Raw genomic sequence first — 26368 nt, 5'->3', positions numbered from 1 at the left:
GCTGCCTCCCGTAGGAGTCTGGGCCGTGTCTCAGTCCCAGTGTGGCCGATCACCCTCTCAGGTCGGCTACGCATCGTCGCCTTGGTGAGCCGTTACCTCACCAACTAGCTAATGCGCCGCGGGTCCATCTGTAAGTGATAGCAAGAAGCCATCTTTCAACATTTCCTCATGCGAGGAAATGAGTTATCCGGTATTAGCCCCGGTTTCCCGGAGTTATCCCAGTCTTACAGGCAGGTTACCCACGTGTTACTCACCCGTCCGCCGCTGATTGATGGGAGCAAGCTCCCATCAATCCGCTCGACTTGCATGTATTAGGCACGCCGCCAGCGTTCGTCCTGAGCCAGGATCAAACTCTCCGATAAAAGTTTGAATAGCTCTTTAAAAATAAATCTAGAATTAACGTTGACGTATTGTCTTGTTTTGTTCAGTTTTCAAGGTTCAATGTGTAAGTGCTTCTTTTGAAGCGACTTTATTATCTTACCAAGTTGTGGAGTTTATGTCAACAACTTTTTAAGTTTTTTTCAAGTCGCCACTGCCCGCTCGTTGTCGTCGTTCAGCAGCGACATTTACTAATATAACAAGGTTTTAAAATGAAGTCAACGAAAAATTAATATTTCACTATAATTATTTTACGGCTCGGTAATAGCGATGATAAATCCCTTGTCCCTTTGTCTCCACATCTACGATTTCAACGAATCCTTTATCTGTCAGATATTCGATGAGCATGCTTAAATCCACTGAATAATGTTTGGCCTCTTGATGATTAAGAAGATCCTGGAACGTCCAGTGTTCTTTTTGGTCCAGGATGTTCAATAGATGTTCCGTCGAAACCTTCGTTCTTGAGTGGATAAGGAACTCGCTTGCCAGAAACAGCAGCTCAAGTCGTTTATCAATTTCTTCATCGCTTGTTACAAGCTCTTCATATAGTTTATAAATCTCAGGCTCGATTTGTTTTACTTGGTTCCATACTGTTACCTCTGGATGAAATCCATTTTCGATGACCGCGAGCCTTGCTAAATGATGCAATGAATGAACGATGTGATTGTAGGCATCTAAATAATGCTTACTTTCGAAGAATTCCTTACCGTCCATGTAACGACGAATCAACTTGGCAAATTCCATACCCATCTTGATCTTTCTTCCATAGAAGGGGAAATCTCTTAACTCTGTTTTAAGATTATGAATATATTCGTTGCGATCGAACAGTACTTTACCATTGAATAGCCAATCGATTACTTTGCGGTTGGACCCGAGTAAGATCCACTCATTCAGCTTAGCTTCCGTTACGATATGTAAGGCTGCCTTTTGCTCTTTATAGGAATAGTGCTTAATGAACACTGGTTCTTCAGCTTCTTTCACAACTAGAAAAAGGACAATATCAAAAGTATCTGTCAACGGGCTGGATTTCTTGCTTTGTTCTATTAAAAGCGCTCCTAAAGTATTGGGGTGACTAGTACGCTCTTGGTATAACGGTCGTAAAATGTCTTCCATTTCATACTCCTCCACATCACTCATTGGTTGGTTACTATTTCGACATTCAAAGGGGATTTCCTTCTCTGAATATAGTCATTTTTCGACAAAACGGTTTCGCATCCCTCTTATTACACCAAATATGGTATAGTATTTTTTTAGGAGGGACAAACAAATGGCTAAGAAATATTCGAGTAAAATCAATAAAATCCGAACGTTTGCCTTAAGCTTGGTTTTCATCGGATTTATCATTATGTACGTAGGTATATATTTTAGAGAACATCCATGGGTTATGACAACATTTATGCTGCTGGGTTTTCTGGGAATCATCGGAAGCACAGTTGTTTACTTCTGGATCGGGATGCTCTCCACTAAGGCCGTGCAAGTGACATGTCCTAATTGCGGAAAAGTCACCAAGGTCCTTGGGCGTGTAGATATGTGTATGTATTGTAATGAACCATTAACTCTTGATCCGAACTTAGAAGGCGAAGAGTTTGATGAGGGTTATAATAAAAAGAAGAGATAAACCTGCATGAGAAAAGACCTTCTATTGAAGGTCTTTTTTGTAAAATAAAAGAATGGTTCTACGGGAAGAACCATTCTTATCTAGTGGGTTTCCTTTGTAGAGCAGTCAGCGCATGTTCCGTAGATTTCCATACGATGGTTGTTCACTTTAAATCCAGTGACATGGGAAGCCAGTTGTTCCACTTCATCCAGTCCCGGGTAATGAAAGTCAACAATTTTACCGCAGCCATCACAGATGACGTGGTAATGATCCGTTGTCACAAAGTCAAAGCGACTGGAGGCATCACCGTAGGTTAACTCTTTCACTAAGCCTACTTCACGGAATACGCGTAAGTTATTATAAACAGTAGCGACACTCATGTTCGGGAATTTACCTTCAAGTGCTTTATATATATCATCAGCAGTTGGATGAGCCATTGAATCAATGAGATACTCTAATATCGCATGACGTTGAGGAGTAATACGGACTCCCGTTTCCTTCAATGTCGAAATCGCTTCTTTTAATTGTCCTTCTTCAGACATCGTCATGCACCTCTTTTCATAAGAATTATTATTTTATAATCTTTATAAATAGTGTACTAATCATCGGTCCCTTTTGTCAATCTTTCTCCCTAGTTACTCGTGTAAGTTTTTCTCTTGTTCCCCGAGCTGCTGGTTTATATAGCGGCCTGCAACGAAAAGGTAGTCAGAAAGTCTGTTCAGATAAGAAAGGACCAACGGATTAATGTCTTCATCAATGCCAACCGCTTCTCTTTCGGCTCTTCTCACGATTGTTCTGGCTGTGTGAAATGCAGCTCCAGCAGGCTGACCTCCAGGAAGGATGAAATTGCTAAGGGGCGTAAGGGCGCCATCAAGAAAGTCGATTTGCTCTTCCAGTTCTTTAATATGTGATTCTTCAAGCTTCCATTTCACTTCTTTCCCTGCAGGAGTAGCCAGTTCCGCTCCAACATGAAAGAGAATGGTTTGTACCTTATGAAAGAACTCCTCAAACTTTTCTTTTCCATCAAAGTATTCAGCTTTAAGGTAGCTTAGACCTAAACCAATCATGGAATTTGCTTCATCGCATGTCCCGTATGCCTCTACACGCTGATCTTTTTTTGACACTCTCGTTCCATATACTAAAGACGTCGTTCCCTTATCTCCCGTTTTTGTATATATTTTCATCCTAATATCCCCTCTCTGCATCAATCACGTTAATATAGTTTCCACTCTTCTTACTATATGTAGTTAAATTCTTTTTAAAAATATCAAGTGCTCTTGGCATGTATTTTTTTGTGATGCTGGATAGATGAGGTGTCACCGTTATCCCTTCATTCTGCCAGAAAGGATGATCCTTGGGTAGTGGTTCCTTGTCAAACACATCAAGATACATATGACCGATCAACTTCTTTTCATTCGCTTCAAGAAGAACGGATTCTTCTATCAAATCACCGCGGCCTATGTTGATAAATACAGCCGTGTCCTTCATTTGTTCAAAGTGAACAACCTTTAGGAGATGCTTCGTTTTAGCAGTACTGGGGAGAACGGATACGACGTAATCTGCGTGCTGCAGCTGCTCTGTGAATGTTTCCAGTGTGAACATGCTGTCAAAGTGTTCCGCGTGCGATCCGCTGGAGTTCACACCACTCACTCTCATGTGAAACGCTTTGGCCAACCGGGCGATTTCTCCTCCAATCGCTCCCGCTCCGAGTATAAGGAGAGAAGCTTGATGAAGTTCTGCGGTCGGAAGTCTTCGGCTCCACACGTTATCGCTTTCCTGTTTCAATACCGCTTGAAGCTGTTTTGCATACTGAAGCATTAATCCGATTGTAAACTCAGCCATAGGAATTTTATGGATTCCCCTTGCATTGGTCACCAGGATGCCTCTTTTTTTGATGGCTTCAAATGGCATTTTTTCCAGTCCTGCCGAAGTGACCATGATCCATTTGCACTTCGCACTCTTTTCAATGTGGTCGTCCGTTAGGTCTTCACCCATAGTGACAATCACCTCTGCGTTTGGAAGTTCATTTTCTGCTTCTTTGATTTTTTTATAAAAGAGAAATTCAACCGCAGGGAAGCTGTTTTTCATGTCTGAGACGAATTCTTCCTTGGGTTGAAATGTAAAGATGATTTTCATGTGGCTGCCTCCCATCACTATTACCCATTATTTTACCATACGGGAGAGCAATCGCCCTAGCTTTAGCATCCTTGAGGCATAAAAAAAAGAGGACCGACATGGTCGATCCTTCTACACGGATGAGACTGACTTATTTGAGGAGGTTGCCCTACTCTTACTATATGTCCTTACACGCTTTGTGAATGGACAAAAGCCTCGACCCAGTTAAAATAGGCTTGAAAATAGGCTTAGGAAAGGTTCTCTTGAATGTATTGCAGAGCTTCCTCCACATGTCCCTTCACTTTCACCTTTCTCCATACCTTTGAAAGGTTTCCTTCTTTATCGATAATGAAGGTGGAACGTTCAATTCCCATATATTCTTTCCCGAAGTTTTTCTTCAGCTTCCACACGCCGTACTCCTCTGCCACCTTGTGATCTTCATCTACAAGAAGAAGGAATGGCAATCCATGCTTGTCTACAAACTTTTCATGCTTATCAACAGGATCCGGGCTCACTCCTAAGATAACGGCATCCAGATTTTCGAAGTTTTCATGCTGATCCCTGAAATCACATGCTTCTGTCGTGCAGCCAGGTGTCATATCCTTTGGATAGAAATAAAGGACCACGTTTTTTCCCTGGTAATCCGAAAGCTTCACCTTTTCTCCATTGCTTGCAAGTAATTCAAATTCCGGTGCTTTTTGACCAACTGTCATGTATCTTCCCCTCCATTGGATAGTATTCTGACTTTAGCGTACCCAAAAGCAGGAAAAAACTCAAACCATACGCTACTTGTTTTCGTAGTTTAGGAATGATTTCACGACAAAGGCCGCAGGGATAGTGTAACCCAGCCATGATTCAATGAGGGCAATTCCTCTCCCGATCCCAATAGGTGTGACATCCCCGTACCCTACTGAGAAGAGGGTGATGCCACTGAAATACATTGTGGTAAAGAAATGATCGAGAAAGTCTCCGGTTAAAGGTTTCCCTCCTTCAACGAGAATCGGAACCCCTTCAAGCTCAAGGAGTGTAAACAGAAGGCCAAATCCGATCATGATCGTGATATAACTCATCCCCAGGAAGATAAAGTGATGAAATGAAACGTGATGCTCTTTCCATCTGGAAGGATAAAATAAAGCCCGTAAACTCATCACCATGCAGAACAGAATGAAAAAACCAATGATATAAAGCATGTACATACCCTCTTTTTTCTGCTTGTCTTAGTATATGTACGCTTTATACCTCAGAATCATTCTAGTTACCTGCACCCCTGTATCGTTTCACTCCTTCATTCCATAACACGATCGAGAAGATAAAAAATCCGATGCCCACAAAAGGAGTCAGAAACGAGTATGGATACCATTCCGTCTTTTCCAGGAAAAAGGCAGATGGATAGACTCCAACGAACGCGAATGGAAGAATCCACGTTAACACGAAACGAATCACTTTATTATAGATATCAACGGGGTATCTTCCATAGTTTCCGATATTGTACATCATCGGCATGATCGACGTTTTCGCATCCGACCAGAACCCGATGCTGGCAAGGGCGATGAAGATCCCTGCATACACCAGAGCTCCCCCAATGACAAAAAGGATAAATAAAATGGGTTCGTACCATTCAAAGGTAATATCCAGTCTTCCCCCGGCGTAAAACATAACCGAAAGGCCCGTGATCACTCCGAAAAGCGACTCCAGTTCCATTCGCTCTAAGATGATTTGAAACAAGCTGTGTATGGGACGGGTCAGTATCCGGTCGAACTCTCCCTTGACCACATACCTGTCGTTAAAGTCCCATATATTGAAGAACGAACTAAATAGTGCAAACGGGACCAGGAAGAAACCATAGATGAAAATAATTTCGTCTCTTGTCCAGCCGCTCAACAGCTGAGTATGGCCAAACACGACCAGGATAAATACGAGGTTAACTGCCTGAAACAGTAAATCAGAAAGAATCTCCACAACCAGGTCGGCCCTGTATTGCAGTCTGATCTTCATATATTGGGCGACGTATTGAAAAAACATCTTCACATAAAACATCGGTCACCCTCCTTGAATAATCATTTGTTTTTTTGCCATGACCCAGAGTATCTTGATAGGTATGAGAAGAACCAATGACCATACGCCCTGCATAAGTATCGCATTGAATGATTCAGAAGTAGTAAAGCCATCGGTGAAAATCATGCTGGGAACATAACTTATACTTTGGAACGGTAAGTATCCCATCACATTTTGCGCCCAAAGCGGGAAAAAATGAATCGGAAGCAATAAGCCGGAGAACAAATCAATGACCACTCGTTTCGCCCGGATGAGACCGTCATTATTAAATAAGAAAAAGGTCGTGATCCCCGTCAGCAAATTGATTTGTGTATTGATAATGAAACTAAACAGGATTGAAATCGCAAATAAGCCCAATGTATCTAATCCTGTACCGAATTGAAGCGGGAAGATGAGGCTGACAATAATCATTCCCGGGAACGAGAAAAATAACAGTCTGAAGATTCCCTCTCCGAGTCCCTGCATCGTCTTCATCCCAAGATAGTTATAGGGCCTGATAAATTCAACAGCCACTTTTCCTTCTTTAATTTCCTGAGCGATTTCACGGTCAATATTATTAAAATAAAAGGCCCTGGCCATCCAGGAAACGGCTACATAGGTGGTCATTTGAATGATTGACAACCCTTCTATATCTTGCTTTCCACCGTAAATAGCCTGCCATAAGAAATAGTAAGCACCTATATTGATACTATATATTAATATTCCACTATAATAATTAGTTCTGTATGCCAGCATCATGAGAAAGCGGATGCGAATCATTTCAATATACTTAGCCATGATACCCTCCTTCGCACTGGAGCTCACTATTAAATGGAATGATGGCTTCTATTCCATTACTCATCTTGTTACAGCTCCTTTTTCATAGATGTTTCGAATGATTTCTTCTGTTGTCGTTTCTTCTATTTTCATGTCTTTCACTTTGAAGTTCGCCACGACTTTCGTTATCAGTTGTGAGATTACTTCATCATCCGCTTCAGTTAAAGCCGAATAGCTCTGTTTTTTCTCATCGAAAGACCAGGAGATATTCTGATTTCCAGTAAGGTCGGATAAAGCAGTAAGTGACGTATCATCAAGAAATTGAAACACGACTTCCTTTTGGTCTCCCCAGTTCTCTTTCAGCTGACTCAGTGCACCATCATAAATGATTTTTCCTTCATCCAACATGACGACCCTTTCGCAAAGAGCTTCAATATCAGATAAATCATGTGTGGTTAACAAAATCGTCGTATTGTACTTTTCATTGATTTCTTTTAAAAATTGACGGATTTTCAGTTTCACTAGAACGTCTAACCCGATCGTTGGTTCATCAAGAAATAGCAAAGGCGGATTGTGAACTAGCGCCGCCGCTAACTCGCATCTCATCCGCTGTCCCAGGGATAATTTACGGACAGGCTTGTCCAGAAGCGGTGCGATATCCAGCGTCTCTATGACATGATCCATATGTTCCTGGTATTGCTGATCCGGCACTTTATACACTTTCTTTAAAAGCTGAAAGGATTCCTGAACCGCGATATCCCACCAGAGCTGTGAACGCTGTCCGAACACAACCCCGATTGTCTGAACAAATTTTTCCCGGTCGCGGTGAGGATTCATTCCATTGACGGTCAGCTCTCCACCGGTTGGTGTCAAGATCCCAGTCAGCATTTTGATGGTGGTGGACTTCCCTGCACCGTTTTCACCAATGTATCCGACCATCTCTCCCTGCTTCACATTGAATGAGATATCATTCACCGCAGGAACGATTTTATAATTACGCGTAAACAAATCCCTGAATGCCCCTTTTAATCCGGAACGACTGGAAAAAGCCTTGAATTCCTTACGCAAATGATTGACTTCGATTGCATTCATGCTGCGTCCTCCTATAATCGATAAGTATTGGTGCCTCTTTTACAAACAAAGAATAGTGTACCACAGAGAACAGGTTCCCTTTGAACAGTCTGCTTGAAAATAAATGTGTCCAATGATTCCCTATTTGCTAAAGTACAAATAGGCGTACTACAATAGAGTGGTAGCTTACCAGATAATCAAATACATTTTTTTCAGGAGGTAAACATGAAATTCACTGAATCAGAAACTTTACATACAGAAGCACTGGAACATATCGTCGGAGGCGTGAACAGTCCATCCCGTTCATATAAAGCAGTAGGCGGAGGTTCTCCGGTGGCGATGGAAAGAGGACATGGCGCATACTTCTGGGATGTAGATGGGAACAAATACATCGATTACTTGGCAGCATACGGTCCTATCATTACCGGTCATGCTCACCCACATATCACAGAAGCGATCAAATCCGCAGCAGAAAACGGTGTCCTATACGGAACGCCTACCCGTCATGAAGTGAAATTCGCGAAAATGATTAAAGAAGCAATGCCATACATGGATAAAGTACGTTTCGTGAATTCAGGAACGGAAGCCGTCATGACGACGATACGGGTAGCACGAGCTTACACAGGAAAAGATAAGATCATTAAATTTGCAGGATGTTATCATGGTCATTCCGATCTGGTACTTGTCGCTGCAGGTTCAGGCCCTTCTACTCTCGGCACCCCGGATTCTGCCGGCGTTCCGAAGAGCATCGCCCAGGAAGTCATTACCGTTCCTTTTAATGACATCGAACCCTTTAAAGAAGCAATGGAAAAATGGGGAGATCAAATTGCTGGAGTGCTCGTTGAACCGATCGTTGGGAACTTCGGAATTGTGGAGCCGAAAGAAGGCTTCTTAGAACAGGTAAATGAAATTGCACACAGTGCAGGAAGCCTTGTGATTTACGATGAAGTCATCACGGCATTCCGCTTCATGTACGGCGGGGCTCAGGATATGTTAAAGGTAAAGCCTGACTTGACGGCGCTGGGGAAAATCATCGGCGGCGGTCTTCCAATCGGGGCGTACGGCGGGAAGAAAGAAATCATGGAACAGGTCGCTCCGTTAGGTCCTGCCTATCAAGCAGGTACAATGGCAGGAAATCCCGCCTCCATCCTTTCAGGAATTGCCTGCCTTGAAGTGTTAAAAGAAGAAGGCGTATATGAGAAACTTGATAAACTCGGAGAAATGCTTGAAAAGGGGATCCTTACAGCAGCTGAAAAACATAACGCACCAATCTCCATTAACAGATTAAAAGGAGCTCTCACACTTTACTTTACTACAGAAAAAGTGGAAAACTATGAGCAAGCTGAAGCGACCGATGGGGAAATGTTTGCGAAGTTCTTTAAGCTGATGCTTAATCAGGGAATCAATCTGGCCCCTTCTAAATATGAAGCATGGTTCATTACGACCGCTCATACAGAAGAAGATATCCAAGTAACGATCGATGCAGTCGATCGTGCATTCGCACAATTATAATAGAATAACCTAAAGACTGTCCCACCTGCGTTGGGCAGTCTTTTTTTTACCATTTTCAGAATAACTCTTACCTTCCCGGCATATTTATTCATTCTGTAGAAGAATTCCGCCTGCTGTGATTTGTTTATCCCCCTCTACAAAAAGGTACATATTCTGTAAAAACTTATTTAGATTTGCCTATTGATATTACTTGTAAGTACATGTATAGTACAGTATTGTTTATAAATACGTTACACAAGAAAGGATCCTAATTCCATGAAACTTGGTGCTCGCATCCTAAAAACGGGAATTGCGATTGTATTAGCTTTACTTGTATCGCAGCTATTGGGTATACCTTCTCCAGTGTTTGCTGGAATCGCGGCGGTCTTTGCCGTACAGCCCACCATTTATCGCTCCTATCTATCGATCATCGAACAGATTCAAGCGAACCTGATCGGTGCTGGGATTGCTGTTATTTTCGTTCTCTTATTCGGTAGCAATCCACTTATTGTAGGTCTTGCTGCTGTCATAGCCATTGCCATCATTCTTAAACTAAAGTTGCAAAACACGATTGGTCTTGCCCTGGTAACGTTGATCGCGATTATGGAAGTGACGGATCAGGATTTTATTCAATTTGCATTCATCCGCTTCTCAACCATCATGATCGGGGTATTCTCATCGTTCATTATTAACCTGATTTTCCTGCCGCCGAAATACGAAACGAAGCTATATCATAAAATATCTGATTCAACAGAAGAAATCTTAAAGTGGATTCGATTAAGTTCAAGGCACGCAACAGAGTTCCACCTCTTAAAAAAAGACTTGGAGCGTATTAAAGAAAAGCTTATAAAGGTCGATCAATTGTATCTTCTCTATAAAGAAGAACGAGATTATTTTAAGAAAAATTCGATTGTCAAAAGTCGTAAGCTTGTGATTTTCCGTCAGATGATTTCATCAACGAATCGTAGCTTTGACATTTTGAAGCGATTGAACCGGTATGAAAATGAAATCTTTCAGTTACCGGATGAATTACGGGGAGTTATCAAAGGCCAGCTCGATTGTCTCCTTACTTACCACGAACAGCTTCTATTGAAGTTCTTAGGTAAAATGCATCCACATGCAGAGTCTGAAGCTCAGCAGGATGTGTGCATGCATCGGAAAGAACTGATGAATATCATGATCCAGGAAGTAAAACAGCATAGTAAAGATGAAAATATTCATAACTTCCATCTGCTTCATATTTTCTCGGCTATCTTTGAATACGATGAGCATTTAGAGCATCTGGAAAAACTTATCACAAGCTTTCAATCGTATCATAAAGAAGACAATGAAGTGATGATCGGGGAAGAAGAAGAATAAATAGAAAACGGAGCAAAGGATGTTAATGCCTTTGCTCCGTTTTATTGTTCTATTTAGTTTTTCATCTTAGGATCAAGGGCATCCCGAAGTCCGTCCCCCATCAAGTTGAATCCCAGTACCGTCAGCATGATGGCAAGTCCAGGGAAGATCATTGTCCAAGGGGCTTGCAGCATGAACGTACGTGCGTCAGCCAGCATTTTCCCCCATTCCGGTTGAGGGGCTTGAGCTCCTAAACCAAGGAAGCCAAGTGCCGCTGCTTCAATAATAGCAGTCGCAATGGCAAGGGTTCCCTGTACAATGATCGGCGCCATACTGTTAGGAAGGATATGACTCAATAGAATACGGCTATCTTTCATCCCAATGGCTTTAGCAGCCATAACATACTCTTCCTGCTTTACACTCAACACCCGTGACCGAATGAGTCGTCCAAAGTTTGGGATATTGATAATCGCAATGGCAATTAAAGCATTTCTCAGGGATGGCCCAAGAGCAGCTACAACAGCGATCGCTAACAGGATACTTGGGAATGCAAGCATAATATCAAAGATTCGTGAGATGATCGTATCCACCCATCTTCCATAATAACCTGCCACGATACCAAGTAGACTTCCTACTACTGCGGAACCGATAACTGCAAAGAAACCTACCCATAATGAAATTCGTGCCCCATAAATAATTCTGGACAATATATCCCGCCCAAAGTCATCTGTTCCGAGCCAATGTTCGGAAGATGGAGCTTGAAGTCTTTTCGATAAATCTTGTTCATTGATGCCTTGTGGGGCGATGACGGGTGCAGCAATGGCTAAGACGACAAAGAAAAGCACGATGAAAAATCCGACTAAAGCTATTTTGTTTTTTCTAAAGCTTTTCCACGCTTCCTTCCAAGGAGAAACCGTTTCTTCCTGCAGGGAAGGATGAAGCTCCTTTTGTGGTTCTGCTAATTCTGCCATGAGAGTTCACCTCTTTCTTCTATTGATGTTAGTTGTATTTAATGCGCGGATCGACTGCGGCATATAGTAAATCGACAATTAAGTTGATGGTGACAAAGATCGTTGCGACTACGAGAATGCCGGACTGTACAACAGGATAATCACGGAAGCCGATCGCTTCATAAATATAGCGACCAATTCCAGGCCATCCAAAGATTGTCTCAGTCAATATCGCTCCCCCTAATAGGAGCCCCATTTGCAGACCGATTACCGTCAGTACTGGAATGATGGCATTTTTAAGAGAATGCTTGTACACCACCCAGAACATCTTCAAACCCTTGGCACGGGCAGTTCGAATATAATCGGAACGCATCACCTCAAGCATGCTTGAACGGGTCATACGGGCAATGATCGCCATTGGAATCGTAGCAAGTGCGATCCCCGGAAGGATCAGATGCCTCAGCACTTCACCTAATTGGTCGAAACGCCCCTGTATGATGGTATCTATAATATATAGATTCGTAATGGCATCGATTGGATTTCGGATGTTTTCCCTTCCTGTGGTCGGGAGCCAGTCAAGTTGAATACCAAAGATCCACTGCTCCATCAAACCAAGCCAGAAGATCGGCATGGACACCCCGACCAAAGCCAGGATCATAGCTGTATAATCAAACCACGAGTTTTGGAACCAGGCACTGATAATACCCGCATTCACCCCTATGACCACGGCAATGATGATCGCTACAATCGCCAATTCTGCTGTCGCGGCCAAGTACGGCCAGATTTCATTTGAAACTTCTGTTTTAGTACGAATGGAACTGCCTAAATCACCTGTTAAAAGGCCTTTTAGATACTCAAAATATTGAACATACCAGGCATTATCAAGACCTAACTGACCTCTAAGCTGCTCAATGGCTTCCTTAGAAGCCTGTTGACCCAAGATCACCTGGGCGGGGTCCCCTGGTATCGCACGAATGATAAAGAATACAATAAAGGTCATCCCTAATAATACGGGTATTAATTGAAGTAATCTTCGTATGGTGTATTGGAACATTTTGTTCACCTCTCTGAAAGGAGATTCTAGTATTCTTGGTAGCTTGCTTAAATCGTTTTCACGTTACATGCTCTGTTCGAGCCGCCTCCGCTTTTCTTTTTGTCCAGCTACGGCGGGTAGCCCCTCGAGGTCATAAGTCAATCTTGCCCCAAAGGCAAAAAACGCCTTTCGTGCAAGCTCGCCTTATGCTTGTCGGGGCTGAACGAGCCGCCTCCGCTTTTGTATGTACAAAGGGGAGATTAAAACTCATCTCCCCTAGGTTGAATCTTATTACGATTATTCCATATCTACTGAACCTAAGAAGTCAGATCCGGTTGGATGCGGTTGGAAGTTCTTCACAGCCGCACTACCAGCCAATAATGGTGTAGAGTGCGCCAGAGGTACCCAAGGAGCATCTTCATGGATGATTTCTTGAGCCTGTTTGTACATCTCTTCACGTTTTGCTTGATCTGTTTCAGATTGAGCAGCAATTAATAATTCATGAAGCTCATCATTGCTGTAGTAAGTGTAGTTGTTGCTTCCGATATTGTCTTTATCAAGTAATACATATAGGAAGTTATCTGCATCACCGTTGTCACCAGTCCATCCAAGTAAGAATGCATCCGCTTCTCCGTTACGGGCTTTTTCTAAGTATGTCGCCCACTCGTAAGATACGATTTTCGCTTTCACCCCTACTTCTTGAAGGTCGGCTTGAATCGCTTCAGCTACTTTTTGACCATCCGGCATGTATGGACGTGGAACAGGCATTGCCCATAATTCCATTTCGAATCCATCTTCGAGTCCTGCTTCAGCAAGAAGTTCCTTGGCTTTTTCAGGATTGTATTCATATCCTTCAAGTGCGTCATTGTATCCCCCAATAACTGGAGGCATTGGGTTTTTCGCTACTTCTGCTCTTCCTTCGAAGAATGCGTCAATGATTTCCTGCTTGTTGATTGCATAGTTGATCGCTTGACGTACTTTTGGATTATCAAAAGGTTTACGAGTTGATGTTAACCCTAAGTATCCAACGTTCATAGAAGGACGTTCGAATAATTGTAATTGGTCATTACCTTCAACTTGGGCTGCATCACTTGGATTGATACCATCTGCAAGATCGATTTCACCAGAAACCAGCGCGTTAAGTCGTGCAGAGTTTTCAGGAATTGATTTGAAGACAACTTGATCTAATTTCGGTAGATCTTTTTTCCAGTAGTCTTCATTCTTGACTAAAACGATTTTGTCATTACGCTTCCACTCTTTGAACTTGAAAGGACCTGTTCCGGCATCAGTCGGTGCTTCACCTAACTTATCACCTAACTCATCAAGAGCTTTAGGACTTACAATCGCAAACGGGCTCATCGCAATGTTCTTTAAGAACGGAGCCTGTGGACGTTTAAGGACAAACTCAACGGTTTTCTCATCAACCGCTTTTACCTCATTGATAACATGACCTTCATCACCCTTAAATCCACCAAACATAGATTTATAGTAGTAGAATGCCTCTTCATTTCCATTCATCCAACGCTCGAAGTTCTTCACGACTGCGTCAGCATTGAAGTCTGTACCATCTTGGAATTTGACCCCTTCACGAAGTGTGAACGTATACGTCAAACCATCATCAGATACCTTCCACGCTTCAGCTAATCCTGGATTTGGTTCTGTATCCTGCTCACCAAATTCAACTAGAGTTTCAAAGATATTCTTTGTTACTTTAAATGATTCACCATCCGTAACCGCAGCAGGATCAAGTGCTACTGAATCCCCTCCGCGACCAAAGATCAATACTTTAGGATCGCCACTTTCTTTACTATCGCTGCCTTCGCCTGAAGAGCTTTCATTCCCTCCACATCCGTAAAGAACGGATGATACGAGTAGGATGAGCAGCATTAAAATTGACCAGCTTTTTTTTCTCAACTAAATCCCCTCCTGAATAATGTTTATATACTTATGAGACTTGCCTTCTAGTAAAGATGACAAGCTACATAATGCCCTGGTTGGTGTTCCTTGAATTCCGGCACTTTCTGTTTACATATCTCCGTAGCATGCGGACACCTGGTGTGGAATGTACAACCACTCGGTGGATTGGACGGGCTCGGAATATCCCCTTGCAAGAGAATTGTTTCTCTTTTGAAATCAGGATCCGGCACCGGTACCGCTGATAGTAGTGCCTGGGTGTATGGGTGAAGCGGTTTTTCATAGAGAGTTTCACTATTACTCAGCTCTACCATTTTTCCGAGGTACATCACGCCTACCCGGTCACTTATATGTCTAACTACACCTAAATCATGCGCAATGAAGATATAGGTGAGTCCGAACTCTTTTTGCAAATCCTGCATCAGGTTCAGGACCTGGGACTGAATGGATACGTCAAGAGCTGACACAGGCTCATCGGCAATGATGAGTTTTGGGTTTGTCATAAGTGCTCTGGCGATACCAATTCGCTGCCTTTGTCCACCACTGAATTGATGTGGATAACGTTTGGCATGATAACTGCTTAACCCAACAATATTGAGTAGTTCATGAACCCTCTTTTTTCTTTCCTTCGCTGAACCCATTCCGTGGACCTTTAATGGTTCTTCGAGAATCTGCTCAACAGTATGCCTTGGATTCAAGGAAGCAAAAGGATCCTGAAAGACCATTTGCATTTCCCGGCGAATCTTTCTCATTTCTGAGTTTGATAGACTGGTAAGTTCTCGATCCTCGAATGTCACCTTTCCTTCCGATGGATCGATGAGTCTCATAAGCATCCTGCCCGTCGTCGACTTTCCACATCCGCTTTCTCCTACGATCCCAAGTGTCTCTCCTTTATTCACGGTAAAAGAAACCCCATCTACCGCTTTTACCGAACTGACAGGTCGTCCAAGAATTCCTCCTGTAATCGGAAAGTGTTTCTTAAGATTCTCAACCTTTAGCAACGGTTCCGTCATAAACTCCCTCCTCCACTTCATCGAACAGGAAGCATCGTGTGCAATGTCCTTGTGATGTTTCATATAATTCCGGTGTTTCGACTAAACAGCGATCGAAGGCATAATCACAGCGGGCTGCAAACCGGCATCCGGTCTTGATGGATCCCGGTTTAGGAACATTCCCCTGAATTGAATGCAATCGCTGCTGCTTGATTCTCATGTCCGGTACGGATTGAATCAGACCTTTCGTGTAAGGATGCTGCGGGTTCTTGAAGATTTCTTCTACCGTACCTTCTTCCACCACTTTACCTGAGTACATAACGACCACTCGTTCACATGTTTCGGCTACAACTCCCAAATCATGAGTGATCAAGAGGACCGCTGTATTCAGCTCTTTATTTAATCGTTTCATCAATTTTAAAATTTGGGCCTGAATCGTCACATCAAGAGCGGTTGTCGGCTCGTCTGCTATCAACACACGTGGATCACAGACCATTGCCATGGCAATCATGACCCTTTGTCTCATACCGCCTGATAGCTGATGCGGGTATTCATTGATCAACTCTTCCGATCTCGGCAAACCTACCATCTTCATAATTTCGATTGCTTTATCTCTTGCTTGTTTCTTTCCAACCTTCGTATGTATCCGTATTGCTTCCGTTAATTGATCACCTATGGTAAAAACAGGGTTTAAAGATGTCATCGGTTCCTGGAAGATCATCGCTATATCATTACCCCGGATATCTCTCATCCGCTTTTCCGATGCTTGTGTCAGATCTTCATCTTTATAAAGAATCTTTCCACCTACTATTTTCCCCGGTGGTTTCGGTACAAGGCCCATGATGGATAGGGATGTAACACTTTTACCACATCCGCTTTCCCCGACGACCCCGAGCACCTCCCCTTCATTCACATGAAAACTAACTCCATCGACTGCAGGAACTTCTCCGTCATCAGTAAAAAAGGAGGTCCTTAAATCTTCCACTTTTAGTAAAGGACGCGCTTCGCTCATTCAAATCCTCCTCTTCGAAACTATCTCTCTTTTCTTAATAGTGCTTATTTTCTAAATTTTATATGTTTCTTATTATACAAGATGTTACAAATGTTGCAATCTATTTTCAGAATTTTTCCACACAAAATTCATATGCTCTTTCATTCCTAATTCAATTCAATATATGTCCAAATATTCTTTTCATTCCTTCCAGATAAAGTTATTTAGCCCTACTTTCTTCACGACACACCTGCAATAAGTTCGATATATTTTTTTGATATACAAAAAAAGTCATGACTTTTATCACATGTATCGTGATAAGTCATGACTTTACATTTTATTGATCAAGCTGTTGTACTTGGAACAGTTTATAATAATGGCCCTGCTTCGCCATCAACTCTTCATGTGTCCCCATTTCGACAACTTCTCCGTGTTCCATATGAATGATTCTATCAGCATGAGTGATCGTTGATAGACGATGGGCGACTATGAAGGTCGTCCGATCTTTCGCCAGGATTTCAAGGGATTCCTGGATCAGGTGTTCACTTTCCAGATCAAGAGCTGACGTTGCTTCATCCAGTATGAGTATCGGCGGGTTTTTAAGGAATACCCTGGCAATCGCGACACGTTGCTTCTGTCCGCCCGATAGTTTCACGCCTCGTTCCCCTACTTTCGTGTCATAGCCTTGAGGTAATTTCATGATGAAATCATGTGCGTTCGCCGCCTTGGCAGCTTCTATTACTTCTTCATCCGTCGCATCAGGATTACCGAATTTAATATTCATCTTGACCGATTCACTAAAGAGAATATTGTCCTGAAGAACCATTCCGATATTGTCCCGCAATGATCTCACCTGAAATCTTCTGATATCCGTACCATCTAAAAGAATTTCACCATCTGTAACATCGTAGAACCGGGGAATCAGACTGACGAAGGATGATTTCCCTCCTCCGCTCATCCCGACCAGAGCAACGGTTTCACCCGTTTTAATATCAAGGTTGAGATTACGCAGTACCTCCTCCTCTTCAGATTCATAGCGGAAGGAAACATTTTTAAAATGAATATCCCCGCGTACATTTTTACAAGGAATCGCACCTGGTTCATCATCAATATCATACTTCTCATCCATGAACTCAAATACACGGTCCATGGAAGCGATCGATTGAGTCAAGGTTGTTGAAGAATTCACCAGTCGTCTAAGCGGACCATAAAGACGATCGATATATGCGATAAAGGCAGCCATCGTACCAATGGTCAAATCTCCATCAATGACTTGCAGTCCAGCATATCCAATGATGATTAATGGAGAAATATCCGTAATAGTATTCACAACCGCGAACGCTTTCGCATTCCAGCTTGTTTGCTTCAAGGCCTTGGTTAAGAAATTGCTATTCTGATCCTGAAACTGTTTCTGTTCGTAGTCTTCAACAGCAAAGCTCTTTATGACGGCCATCCCCTGGACCCGTTCGTGTAAATGACTTTGAACCTCCGCCAATGCCTGAGAACGGTCTCTCGTCAACCCTCTAAGTCTTCCAAAGAAATAACGGACGGAGAAAGCATAGAAAGGAAACGCTATAAGAGAAACAAGTGTTAACGAAACATCCATCGTAAACATGATGGAGAGGGCAATGACTATGGTAGCCGCATCGAGCCATAGATTCATCAGTCCGGTGATCACGAAATTCTTCGTTTGCTCAACGTCATTGATGACCCTGGAAATGACTTCCCCCGCTCTTGTATTCGAATAATATTTAAAGCTTAGTCGTTGAATATGTGAAAACAAATGATCCCTCAAATCATACAGGATCTTGTTACCCGTCCACTGAGCAAAGTATTGCCTATAATACTCTACAGGAGGTCTTACAAGTAAGAAAAGGACAAGCATGATCCCCATGATCATCAGTAATTGATCGGTCTTTTCTTCCGCAGATAAGCCAGAAGCCCCTACTATATCATCAATGACATATTTGATTAAAATCGGAATCAATAAGGGAATCGTAAATTTAATAATACCTATAATTAATGTACCGATAATTTGCCACCGATAAGGTTTTACAAATTGAAGGTAGCGTTTGATACTATCCAAGTGATTACTCCTTTCTAAGATGTTAGTATTTATTTTGCCCCAATAAAAAGGGATGACCCTGTATGGAACGCAGCACTGTTCCTCTTCAAATCCTGTTTGGGAATGAAAAGGTTGCTCCTTACTGGGTCAGCCCTTTAATGCCTATACAATTTTCCAGCTGTGTTACCCCCTGTGAGTCAAATAGCGCTCGTACCAAATATCAATAAAGTCCGGAGCAAAAGGCCCTTTTCTTTGTCGGATCCAGCGAACAAGCTTGTCTACATTTCGCTTCAGGATGTGATCGATCACATCCGGGTAACCGTACAATTTACGATGAGCTTCATACTCATCCTCATCCAGCAATGTATATGTCATATCAGGAAACACTTTAATATCCAAGTCGTAATCGATATACTTGATCGCTTCATGATCATATACAAATGGTGAACTTAAATTACAATAATAATAAATACCGTCCTCACGAATCATACAAATAATGTTAAACCATAGCTCTGAATGGAAATAGCATATTGCCGGTTCACGGGTCATCCACGTTCTTCCGTCGGATTCCGTCACCATCGTTCGATCATTTCCACCGATAATCTGATTGCTTGTTCCTTTCAGGATCGTCGTCTCATTCCATATCCGGTGAATGTTGCCATCATGCTTAAAGCTATGTATTTGTACAGATTTTCCTTCTGTGGGAACCGCCATCGTATCCCCTTCTTTCATTTCATAATTACCCTTATATATACTTATCTATTCTATCATTATAACGTTTCCTCAGAAAATTTAAAACAAAAGGGCTATCCTTAAAGAAAATATCCTTTAAGAATCGCCCGATTTCGGTTCAAAAATGGGTTTTTATTATAAATTGGGAGAGCTGCCTTTTACTTGACCCGCATTTGGGTGAAAGGTTTATTCGTGAAACATATCTCGTTTCCACTTACGTTTAAAGTTGCTTTTTACGTTGTCACACTGTTTTGTTCCTTTTGATATGAACGAATCACATCATCGGTTTGCCGTTGAAACATTTTTTGAATCTCTTTAAGTTCCTTCTTTTTTGACGCAATCTCTCTCTTTATAGATTCAACCTTCGTCATCTCTTGAAGCTGAAGTAATTCCTTTTCCAGATCCTGACACCGTTCTATCTCCGACTGAAGATATAACAACTTATCCATCGTTTCTAACTGCTCTGAAACCAACTCATTAAATCGATGCTGTATCACTCCAACCAACTCCTCTAAACAAGCTCTCCTAAAACATTCTCCTTTCCAACCCCAAACCCTTTGACAACTTCTGTCACAATGCCACCAGTTTTGTCGATGTGGATCTGAGTGTGTGCGGGCGTCCGAATTCCATTATATGTAAAAATACGAAAAAGCACCCAATCAATTGGGTGCTTTCTCCGTCAAGAACAATTCAATTATTGTTGTTGACCGTATTTACCAGAAGCTTTCGCTTTGTTAGCTTCTGCTTGTTGGTTTTGTTGTTTCACATGTTGAGCTGCTGTTGTTTCTGAAGCGAACTCAGTACCGTATTGTTGTTGCTGAGTTGCACCAGCTTGAGCGTTTTGTTGCTTAACATGTTGAACGCTTGTACCAGCTTGAGTTTTGTTTGGTTGTTTTGCCATTGTAATCACCTCCACGCTTATTAAGATAACCAAGCGTGGATTTCACTATTCGATTTTTTTCAGGAAAAACATTCCACTAAACGAGTAGTGAACGACCGCCATCGACGATGATGGTTTGTCCTCTGATCATGGAAGAATCGTCCGAAACGAGGAACATGACAGACTTCACAAGATCATCAATTTCCACCATTCGTCCTGCAGGTGTTTTACTGCGGGCATCTTCCAGGAGCTCTTCACGATTAGGGAAATGCTTGAGTGCATCTGTATCGATCGCACCACCGGAAACTGCATTTACGATAATGTCACGTGGTGCAAGCTCAACGGCAAGATAACGCGTTAATGCTTCAACGGCAGCTTTAGATACTCCCACAGTTGTGTAATTGTCTAAATAACGGATGGATCCCAATGAGCTTATGCTTACGATGCGTCCGCCCTTATCCATTAACTTTGCTGCTTCCTGGGCACAGAATAGTAATGCCTTGCTGTTAATGTTCATCGTCCAATCCCAATGAGATTCTTCAAGCTCCATGACTGGACGAAGAACCCCTGATGCTGCATTACTAACCAAAACATCCAAACGGCCGAACTCTTCTTTGATCTGTTCGAACATCGATTTGATTTTATCGACGTCCCCTACATTCGCCCGTACGACAAATGCTTTTCGTCCCAACTTTTCCACCTGTTCAGCCGTTTCAAGTGCACCTTTTTTGCTTCGTGCGTAATTAACGACGATATCGTATCCTTTTTCAGCTAGTTGAATTGCGATTTCCCGTCCAAGTCCGCGGCTGCTACCTGTGACTAATGCTACTTTTTGACTCATGTTGATCATCCTTTCAATTTCATTTTCCATTTGGTGTAAGGCATAACCATGTCTTTAACATGCACACTAATAAGAGCATGTCAGTTAAATGGAGGAATGAGTTATGTATGTAGGCAGAGATATGACAGAGCTTTCAATGATTCCAAAAAATGAATGGGAGAAAAGCGAGCTTGCTTTCTTTCATCATTCACTACAACAAATAGTACCCTATTTGAACGCAGAAGGACAATCGATTCACCGAGAAATTATTGAGGAAATTGAAAACCGCGGTGGATTGAAGCGGGGTGAAGCAGATTATACTCATGGCACGAAGGTTAGTTACGATTGAAATGATTATATAAAGAGCAACCATCACGGCTGCTCTTTTTTATTTTTGCAGTATTCCTGCTCCAGTTTCCTTCCAAATTTTCTGATGGGAAACGGGGAAGGCATATTTCTCTAATTCTTCAGTCGTAACGGCAATCAGGTCGCTGGCATCAAGAGTAGCGCTGTCGATAGAACCAACATATACTTCAATGTCCCACACTATGTGAGAGAATATATGCTGGATTTTCGTGACAACCCCTGCTTTCAAAGAGCAATCTACCTTGTATTCTTCCTCCATGAAATCAACCAATTGCTTTCGACCGCCGCTTGAATTTCCCACTTCAAAATTAGGGAATTCCCATAAATTCGCAAGCAGACCTTTATTTGGACGTTTATGAATAACGACTCGATCATCTTCCGTAAACAAAACAGCTGCCGCCATATTCAATTTACGGGCAGATTTCTTCTTCGATTTGATCGGAAGCTCAGTTTGAACCCCTTCTTCAAATGCCTGGCAGTGCTCCCGAACAGGACATAGTAAGCAGGATGGTGAAGTCGGAGTACAAATCAGGGCACCAAGTTCCATCAATGCCTGATTGAAATAGGATGGGTTCTCTTCAGAAATCAAATTTCTGACGGCTTCTTCAAACACTTTTCGTGAAGCAGGTTTGGCAATATCCAGCCAGATGGACAGGATACGTGAAAATACCCTCATGACATTTCCGTCGACAGCAGGCTCCGGTTTGCCATAGGCAATACTCAAGATCGCTCCCGCTGTGTATGGGCCCACTCCTTTTAAAGACGAAATCTCTTTCGGAGTATCAGGGACGATACCATCATACTTTTCGTTCACTTCTTTTACAGCGGATTGGAGATTCCTGACTCTCGAGTAATAGCCGAGTCCTTCCCATGCTTTCAGGACATCTTCTTCGTCTGCAATTGCAAGAGCATCTATGGTAGGAAATTTTTCGATGAATCGGTTAAAATAAGGTATGACCGTATCCACCCTCGTTTGCTGAAGCATGATTTCGGACACCCACACTTTGTAGGGATCTTGATCCTTCCTCCACGGCAGATCTCGCTGTTCTCTTGAAAACCATGAGATTAAATCTTTCTGGAATTCCTCACGGTTAATGGTTTGTAAATGTTTCAATGGTTCTTCAGTCAATTTTGTACCTCCAGGATGTTAAATGTTACGTTGAATAGGGAATAAATAATTAAAGCTGTGTTTTTAATCCAACAAGGTTTATTTCTTTTAACCCTCCACAAATACATTCGTCCAATAATCCAAATAATAAATGACGACGGGAAGTTCGTAAACGTTTCAAAACATGGAAATGGGATTCCGTGGGCACAATAAACCGTTCGATGTAACGATTAGAGTCGGCTTCAGACTTTTCCCATTGGATATTAAAGGCGTCGTATTGTGGTAATGTCTCTACAATATTATTCATAATCTGCTTATATTGAGGTTGAAAATTTTGTTTTATTTCATATTCTAAGTAAATGTGTAAAGTGTTTTTCATTGAAATAAACTCCTTTTAACCATATCATGTTCAAAAATGAATACAAGTCATAAAGAAAACAGATGAAAATGAGCCAAGGGAGGACTTTTTTTGGATACAGGCACTCATATTGTCATGGGTTTCGCTCTTGGGGGCTTAGCCACCCTGGATCCCGTTGTTGCTGAAAGTGCAGCCACTTCTCAAAGTGTGTTAGTTGCAGCAGTCATCGGCTCTCAAATACCAGACATTGATACCGTTTTGAAATTACGCAATAATGCTGTTTATATACGTCATCACCGAGGCATCACCCATAGCATTCCAGCCGTTGCTCTATGGCCGCTTTTAATCGTCGCTTGTCTTTATCCATTTTTCCCGGGGGCAGATTTGCTTCATTTATGGATTTGGACATTTGTGGCCGTATTCCTTCATGTATTTGTCGACATTTTCAACGCCTATGGGACCCAGGCAATCAGGCCGATTTCGTCGAAATGGGTCGCTTTAGGGGTCATTAACACGTTTGACCCGATTATTTTCGGGATTCATATTGGGGGATTGATCCTTTGGGGCTTTGGATTACCACCGGGAAAAACCTTTTTGGTCATGTACATTGTGATTTTTGCTTATTATGTATTGAGATTCCAGGTTCAAAAAGCCGTGAAAAATGCGGTGAAGCGAAGAATTCCGAAAGCGGAGAAAATCATCGTTTCGCCGACCATCCGATTTTTCCAATGGCGATTAGCCATCGTGACGAAGGAGCATTATTATGTCGCAAGGGCATTTAGACGGTCGATTACGATTTTTGATAAATTTGAACGGATACCGATACCTGAAAATCCAGTGATCAATGCTGCTAAAAAAGATAAAAATCTTGCAGCCTTTCTTTCCTTTTCACCGGTTTTCCGCTGGGAATTGGACGAATACGACGATCACTTTGAAGTACGCTTTATCGATCTTCGCTACAGAAATAATGGACACTATCCATTTGTCGCCCTGGTCCAGCTCGACAAAGACCTGAACATCGTCAGCTCCTACACAGGATGGGTCTTCAGCGAAGAAAAACTCCGCTCAAAAGTCGACATCGACATTTTAATCGATTAAAGCAGTGAGGGACGGACCTTTTCAAGGTCCGTCCCTCATCACTTTAGTGTACTAAATCGCCATCTTCTTTATCGTCGATCAGGTGTTTGTATTTAGGGTTTTGTGCAGCAAATTCATGGATCTGTTCCCCGTACGTATTGACCCATTGGCGAACGACTTTCTCCGTTACTGCTTTCCCTTTATAATCGTAACCTGCTTTTGCGTATGTTGCTTCGAAATCCTCCCAGACAAGTTCAATCCAGGTTCTCGCTTTTTCATAAGATAGCTTGTTATTTTTTTCAATTAACAATTGTGTTAATTCGTGGAATGTTGACTCCATTTTGTCTCCTCCTTTTCCATATATTTAGTTCCCGCTTTTATGATAATGTACACCATTTCACCCATACTATTAGTACGTGGTTAAGCTTAGTTGTGAATCTTTGCTTCTTCACGGTATGAGTAAGTACATTTCACCTTTTAGGAGGCACATTATGCGAAATAAAACGACAGGGTTCCCTAACATGAATAACAATAAATTCGAAGGTGAACCGAGAGCTAAAGCGGAATTTGCATCTAAAAGGGCTAACGGCACCATCAATACCCATCCTCAAGAACGTATGAAAGCTTCTGGAGAAAGAGATCACGACTCACTTTAATGAAGTGAAATTTGTTTAGGGGGTAGTCACGATGGCAAACATGAAAAACAACTTCTACCGAAATAAGTACAGTAGTCCATTTAACAAGGCATTCTACAATCCAAAGCATGCCCATTCCCAAGCTAATGGACAAACCACACAAACTCAAGACTTAATCATTCTAGAGAACCAGACACGCAAGCGTTCCTAGACTGCTTCCGAGGTCCGTCCCTATGACGGACCTCTTCATTATTTCTTTTCTCCAGCTAAAAGGGAGATAGGCAAAGCCTCTTCTTTTCCATCGCCACCCAAGCGATATCCCCAAGCGAATACCCCGTTTAAGTAGTCCACTCTGAAATATGTACCGGGATCTCCTTCTATCGCGTAGATTCCACCAGGCTTGTAGCTGTCAGGATCCATTAAATAAGCCTGGGCCATAAGAGCCTTTCGCTCCAATACGGCAAACTCATTCACAATCCCCAGCTGTTCAGCCTTTCTTGCCTTTTCCTTCAACGAAGCAATTTCCTGCTTTAACTCATGCTCCGTCATCTCACTATATCTTCTCTCTTGTTCCATCTTCATCACCTCTACTAATAGTAGTATAGAGAAAATGATACAATAAGAAAAGCGGAGACGACTGGGTAGACCCGACAAGCACTTTTGGAAAATCCCAAAAGGCGCTCTTTGCCTTATGGGATTTTTAAAAAGTGATCTCGAGGGGCTAGGAGTCGTAGCTGGACAATAAGAAAAGCGGAAGCGGCTTGGTCAGCCCCGACAAGCATAAGACGGGATGGCTGAAAAGGCGTTCTTTGCCTTTTTGGCCATCGCGGCTTATGACCTCGAGGGGCTAGCCGCTGGAGCTGGACAATAAGAAAAGCGGAGACGGCTCGGTAGACCCGACAAGCACTTCGGACAATCATCTAACCACATTCACGAGAAAGGATGTTACCTTCATGAAAACAGCCATCATCACAGGAGGAGGCTCGGGCCTCGGAAAAGAATTAGGAAAACTTCTTAGCCAGCAAGGATATCATATCTTCCTTCTTGGACGAACGGAAGACCGCTTAAACGAAGCGGCAGCAGAAATCGAAAGCATAGGCGGAAAGGTTTCTTTTGCCACGTTGGATATACGTTCAACTGGTGCCATTCAACAATTCAGTGAAACTCACCTCCAGGGCCAACATGTAGAACTACTCATACATAACGCAGGGATAGGTTATTTCGGCCCCTTCAAGGATACGGACGATGAGGAATTAGTAAGCATGTTTGAAACGAATGCACTGGGTCCCATTCGACTTACCAAGGCACTGCTAAATCAACTGGCCCAAAATAGCACCATCATTAACATTATTTCAACAGCTGGCCTTAGAGGTAAAAAGAACGAATCATTGTATGTAGCGAGTAAGTTTGCTCTGAGAGGATTTGGTGAAAGTTTACAGAAGGAGTACGAGGATTCAAATCTTCGCATCGTGAATGCGTATATGGGTGGGATGAATACTCCATTTTGGGAGAACAGTGATCATATCAGTGATCCATCAAGGCTTCGCTCCCCTAAAGAAGTAGCTGAATTGATTGTGAATGAATACAAAGAAAAAGACGAAATCGTCATTGAATCAAAAAAATAAGCCTCAAAAGGCAGCCTTCCC

The 26368-nt window shown here is 42.4% G+C and carries 31 protein-coding genes and 1 rRNA gene; 8 read left to right on the top strand and 24 right to left on the bottom strand.

Features of this window, described 5'->3' with window-relative positions; genetic code table 11:
* Positions 1-362 (bottom strand): 16S ribosomal RNA (locus Q1B03_RS18810); the annotation flags it as partial.
* A 262-nt stretch (positions 363-624) separates the two neighbouring features.
* A complete protein-coding gene (locus Q1B03_RS18805) occupies positions 625-1491 on the bottom strand; it encodes a nucleotidyltransferase-like protein (RefSeq protein WP_299745130.1) in 867 nt (288 codons plus the stop codon).
* Between the two features lie 154 nt (positions 1492-1645).
* Here Q1B03_RS18805 and Q1B03_RS18800 point away from each other — a divergent pair, with 154 nt between their 5' ends.
* Positions 1646-1996 (top strand): YgzB family protein, encoded by a 351-nt coding sequence (locus Q1B03_RS18800; protein ID WP_299745127.1) that lies wholly within the window; start codon positions 1646-1648, stop codon positions 1994-1996.
* An 80-nt stretch (positions 1997-2076) separates the two neighbouring features.
* Here Q1B03_RS18800 and perR read toward each other — a convergent pair whose 3' ends face one another.
* The 8 genes from perR to Q1B03_RS18760 form a co-directional block, all read right to left on the bottom strand.
* On the bottom strand, positions 2077-2523 hold the full coding sequence (gene perR / locus Q1B03_RS18795) for a peroxide-responsive transcriptional repressor PerR (RefSeq protein WP_299745124.1): 447 nt from the start codon (positions 2521-2523) through the stop codon (positions 2077-2079).
* Positions 2524-2610: 87 nt separating this feature from the next.
* Positions 2611-3159: a cob(I)yrinic acid a,c-diamide adenosyltransferase gene (locus Q1B03_RS18790; RefSeq protein ID WP_299745121.1), complete on the bottom strand. Its 549-nt coding sequence runs from the start codon at positions 3157-3159 to the stop codon at positions 2611-2613.
* Between the two features lies 1 nt (position 3160).
* Positions 3161-4111, bottom strand: coding sequence for a D-2-hydroxyacid dehydrogenase (locus tag Q1B03_RS18785; RefSeq protein WP_299745118.1), 951 nt, complete (start codon positions 4109-4111; stop codon positions 3161-3163).
* Between the two features lie 227 nt (positions 4112-4338).
* Positions 4339-4803, bottom strand: coding sequence for a thioredoxin-dependent thiol peroxidase (bcp, locus tag Q1B03_RS18780; RefSeq protein WP_299745115.1), 465 nt, complete (start codon positions 4801-4803; stop codon positions 4339-4341).
* 72 nt (positions 4804-4875) lie between these two features.
* Positions 4876-5280: an ion channel gene (locus Q1B03_RS18775; protein ID WP_299745113.1), complete on the bottom strand. Its 405-nt coding sequence runs from the start codon at positions 5278-5280 to the stop codon at positions 4876-4878.
* Positions 5281-5341: 61 nt separating this feature from the next.
* Complete coding sequence (locus Q1B03_RS18770; RefSeq protein WP_299745110.1) at positions 5342-6127, bottom strand: ABC transporter permease; 786 nt, start codon at positions 6125-6127, stop codon at positions 5342-5344.
* Positions 6128-6130: 3 nt separating this feature from the next.
* Positions 6131-6922: an ABC-2 family transporter protein gene (locus Q1B03_RS18765; protein WP_299745107.1), complete on the bottom strand. Its 792-nt coding sequence runs from the start codon at positions 6920-6922 to the stop codon at positions 6131-6133.
* Between the two features lie 60 nt (positions 6923-6982).
* A complete protein-coding gene (locus Q1B03_RS18760) occupies positions 6983-7993 on the bottom strand; it encodes an ATP-binding cassette domain-containing protein (protein ID WP_299745104.1) in 1011 nt (336 codons plus the stop codon).
* A gap of 204 nt (positions 7994-8197) precedes the next feature.
* Between Q1B03_RS18760 and Q1B03_RS18755 the strand changes: the two genes are divergently transcribed.
* Together Q1B03_RS18755 and Q1B03_RS18750 are read left to right on the top strand one after the other, a co-directional pair.
* Complete coding sequence (locus tag Q1B03_RS18755; protein ID WP_299745101.1) at positions 8198-9484, top strand: glutamate-1-semialdehyde 2,1-aminomutase; 1287 nt, start codon at positions 8198-8200, stop codon at positions 9482-9484.
* 255 nt (positions 9485-9739) lie between these two features.
* Positions 9740-10822 (top strand): aromatic acid exporter family protein, encoded by a 1083-nt coding sequence (locus Q1B03_RS18750; protein WP_113970037.1) that lies wholly within the window; start codon positions 9740-9742, stop codon positions 10820-10822.
* Between the two features lie 53 nt (positions 10823-10875).
* Here Q1B03_RS18750 and nikC read toward each other — a convergent pair whose 3' ends face one another.
* The 10 genes from nikC to fabL all read right to left on the bottom strand — a co-directional run bounded on the left by nikC (position 10876) and on the right by fabL (position 21199).
* Positions 10876-11772, bottom strand: a complete 897-nt coding sequence (gene nikC / locus Q1B03_RS18745; protein ID WP_044339707.1) for a nickel transporter permease — start codon at positions 11770-11772, stop codon at positions 10876-10878.
* A 28-nt stretch (positions 11773-11800) separates the two neighbouring features.
* Positions 11801-12805, bottom strand: coding sequence for an ABC transporter permease (locus tag Q1B03_RS18740; protein WP_299745093.1), 1005 nt, complete (start codon positions 12803-12805; stop codon positions 11801-11803).
* Positions 12806-13081: 276 nt separating this feature from the next.
* Entirely contained in the window at positions 13082-14671 is a 1590-nt protein-coding gene (locus tag Q1B03_RS18735) for an ABC transporter substrate-binding protein (protein ID WP_299745154.1), read from the bottom strand.
* Between the two features lie 74 nt (positions 14672-14745).
* Positions 14746-15711 carry an ABC transporter ATP-binding protein gene (locus Q1B03_RS18730; protein WP_299745090.1) on the bottom strand — a complete coding sequence of 322 codons (966 nt, stop codon included), beginning with the start codon at positions 15709-15711 and terminating at the stop codon, positions 14746-14748.
* Positions 15686-16702 (bottom strand): ABC transporter ATP-binding protein, encoded by a 1017-nt coding sequence (locus Q1B03_RS18725; protein ID WP_299745087.1) that lies wholly within the window; start codon positions 16700-16702, stop codon positions 15686-15688. Before Q1B03_RS18725 ends, Q1B03_RS18730 begins: the two co-directional genes overlap by 26 nt.
* Positions 16703-17018: 316 nt before the next feature.
* Positions 17019-18767, bottom strand: coding sequence for an ABC transporter ATP-binding protein (locus Q1B03_RS18720; protein WP_299745085.1), 1749 nt, complete (start codon positions 18765-18767; stop codon positions 17019-17021).
* Between the two features lie 162 nt (positions 18768-18929).
* Positions 18930-19460: a DUF402 domain-containing protein gene (locus tag Q1B03_RS18715; RefSeq protein ID WP_299745151.1), complete on the bottom strand. Its 531-nt coding sequence runs from the start codon at positions 19458-19460 to the stop codon at positions 18930-18932.
* A gap of 251 nt (positions 19461-19711) precedes the next feature.
* On the bottom strand, positions 19712-19975 hold the full coding sequence (locus Q1B03_RS18710; protein ID WP_299745082.1) for a YgaB family protein: 264 nt from the start codon (positions 19973-19975) through the stop codon (positions 19712-19714).
* 197 nt (positions 19976-20172) lie between these two features.
* Positions 20173-20379 (bottom strand): gamma-type small acid-soluble spore protein, encoded by a 207-nt coding sequence (locus Q1B03_RS18705; RefSeq protein ID WP_299745079.1) that lies wholly within the window; start codon positions 20377-20379, stop codon positions 20173-20175.
* A gap of 76 nt (positions 20380-20455) precedes the next feature.
* On the bottom strand, positions 20456-21199 hold the full coding sequence (gene fabL, locus Q1B03_RS18700) for an enoyl-[acyl-carrier-protein] reductase FabL (RefSeq protein WP_034762580.1): 744 nt from the start codon (positions 21197-21199) through the stop codon (positions 20456-20458).
* Positions 21200-21302: 103 nt separating this feature from the next.
* On the opposite strand from fabL, the gene Q1B03_RS18695 reads away from it, so the two are divergent.
* Complete coding sequence (locus tag Q1B03_RS18695; protein WP_299745069.1) at positions 21303-21527, top strand: hypothetical protein; 225 nt, start codon at positions 21303-21305, stop codon at positions 21525-21527.
* Between the two features lie 39 nt (positions 21528-21566).
* On the opposite strand, the gene mutY is transcribed toward Q1B03_RS18695, so the two are convergent.
* Together mutY and Q1B03_RS18685 are read right to left on the bottom strand one after the other, a co-directional pair.
* Positions 21567-22673, bottom strand: coding sequence for an A/G-specific adenine glycosylase (gene mutY / locus Q1B03_RS18690; protein WP_299745066.1), 1107 nt, complete (start codon positions 22671-22673; stop codon positions 21567-21569).
* 49 nt (positions 22674-22722) lie between these two features.
* Complete coding sequence (locus tag Q1B03_RS18685; RefSeq protein WP_299745063.1) at positions 22723-23031, bottom strand: hypothetical protein; 309 nt, start codon at positions 23029-23031, stop codon at positions 22723-22725.
* Between the two features lie 90 nt (positions 23032-23121).
* Here Q1B03_RS18685 and Q1B03_RS18680 point away from each other — a divergent pair, with 90 nt between their 5' ends.
* The gene (locus tag Q1B03_RS18680) at positions 23122-24108 is read left to right on the top strand and encodes a metal-dependent hydrolase (RefSeq protein WP_299745060.1); all 987 of its coding nucleotides are present in this window, start codon (positions 23122-23124) and stop codon (positions 24106-24108) included.
* Positions 24109-24151: 43 nt separating this feature from the next.
* On the opposite strand, the gene Q1B03_RS18675 is transcribed toward Q1B03_RS18680, so the two are convergent.
* A complete protein-coding gene (locus Q1B03_RS18675; RefSeq protein ID WP_299745057.1) occupies positions 24152-24427 on the bottom strand; it encodes a YfhJ family protein in 276 nt (91 codons plus the stop codon).
* A 151-nt stretch (positions 24428-24578) separates the two neighbouring features.
* Between Q1B03_RS18675 and Q1B03_RS18670 the strand changes: the two genes are divergently transcribed.
* Together Q1B03_RS18670 and Q1B03_RS18665 are read left to right on the top strand one after the other, a co-directional pair.
* On the top strand, positions 24579-24743 hold the full coding sequence (locus tag Q1B03_RS18670; protein ID WP_044339716.1) for a small, acid-soluble spore protein K: 165 nt from the start codon (positions 24579-24581) through the stop codon (positions 24741-24743).
* 31 nt (positions 24744-24774) lie between these two features.
* Positions 24775-24933 (top strand): YpzG family protein, encoded by a 159-nt coding sequence (locus Q1B03_RS18665; RefSeq protein WP_082051311.1) that lies wholly within the window; start codon positions 24775-24777, stop codon positions 24931-24933.
* A gap of 38 nt (positions 24934-24971) precedes the next feature.
* On the opposite strand, the gene Q1B03_RS18660 is transcribed toward Q1B03_RS18665, so the two are convergent.
* Entirely contained in the window at positions 24972-25298 is a 327-nt protein-coding gene (locus Q1B03_RS18660; protein ID WP_299745047.1) for a YfhH family protein, read from the bottom strand.
* A gap of 377 nt (positions 25299-25675) precedes the next feature.
* Between Q1B03_RS18660 and Q1B03_RS18655 the strand changes: the two genes are divergently transcribed.
* Positions 25676-26347 carry an SDR family oxidoreductase gene (locus Q1B03_RS18655; RefSeq protein WP_299745044.1) on the top strand — a complete coding sequence of 224 codons (672 nt, stop codon included), beginning with the start codon at positions 25676-25678 and terminating at the stop codon, positions 26345-26347.
* Positions 26348-26368: the final 21 nt, after the last annotated feature.

It is taken from the genome of uncultured Rossellomorea sp. (assembly GCF_947488365.1).
GTDB lineage: Bacteria > Bacillota > Bacilli > Bacillales > Bacillaceae_B > Rossellomorea.
This window is presented reverse-complemented; position numbering and strand designations above follow the sequence as displayed.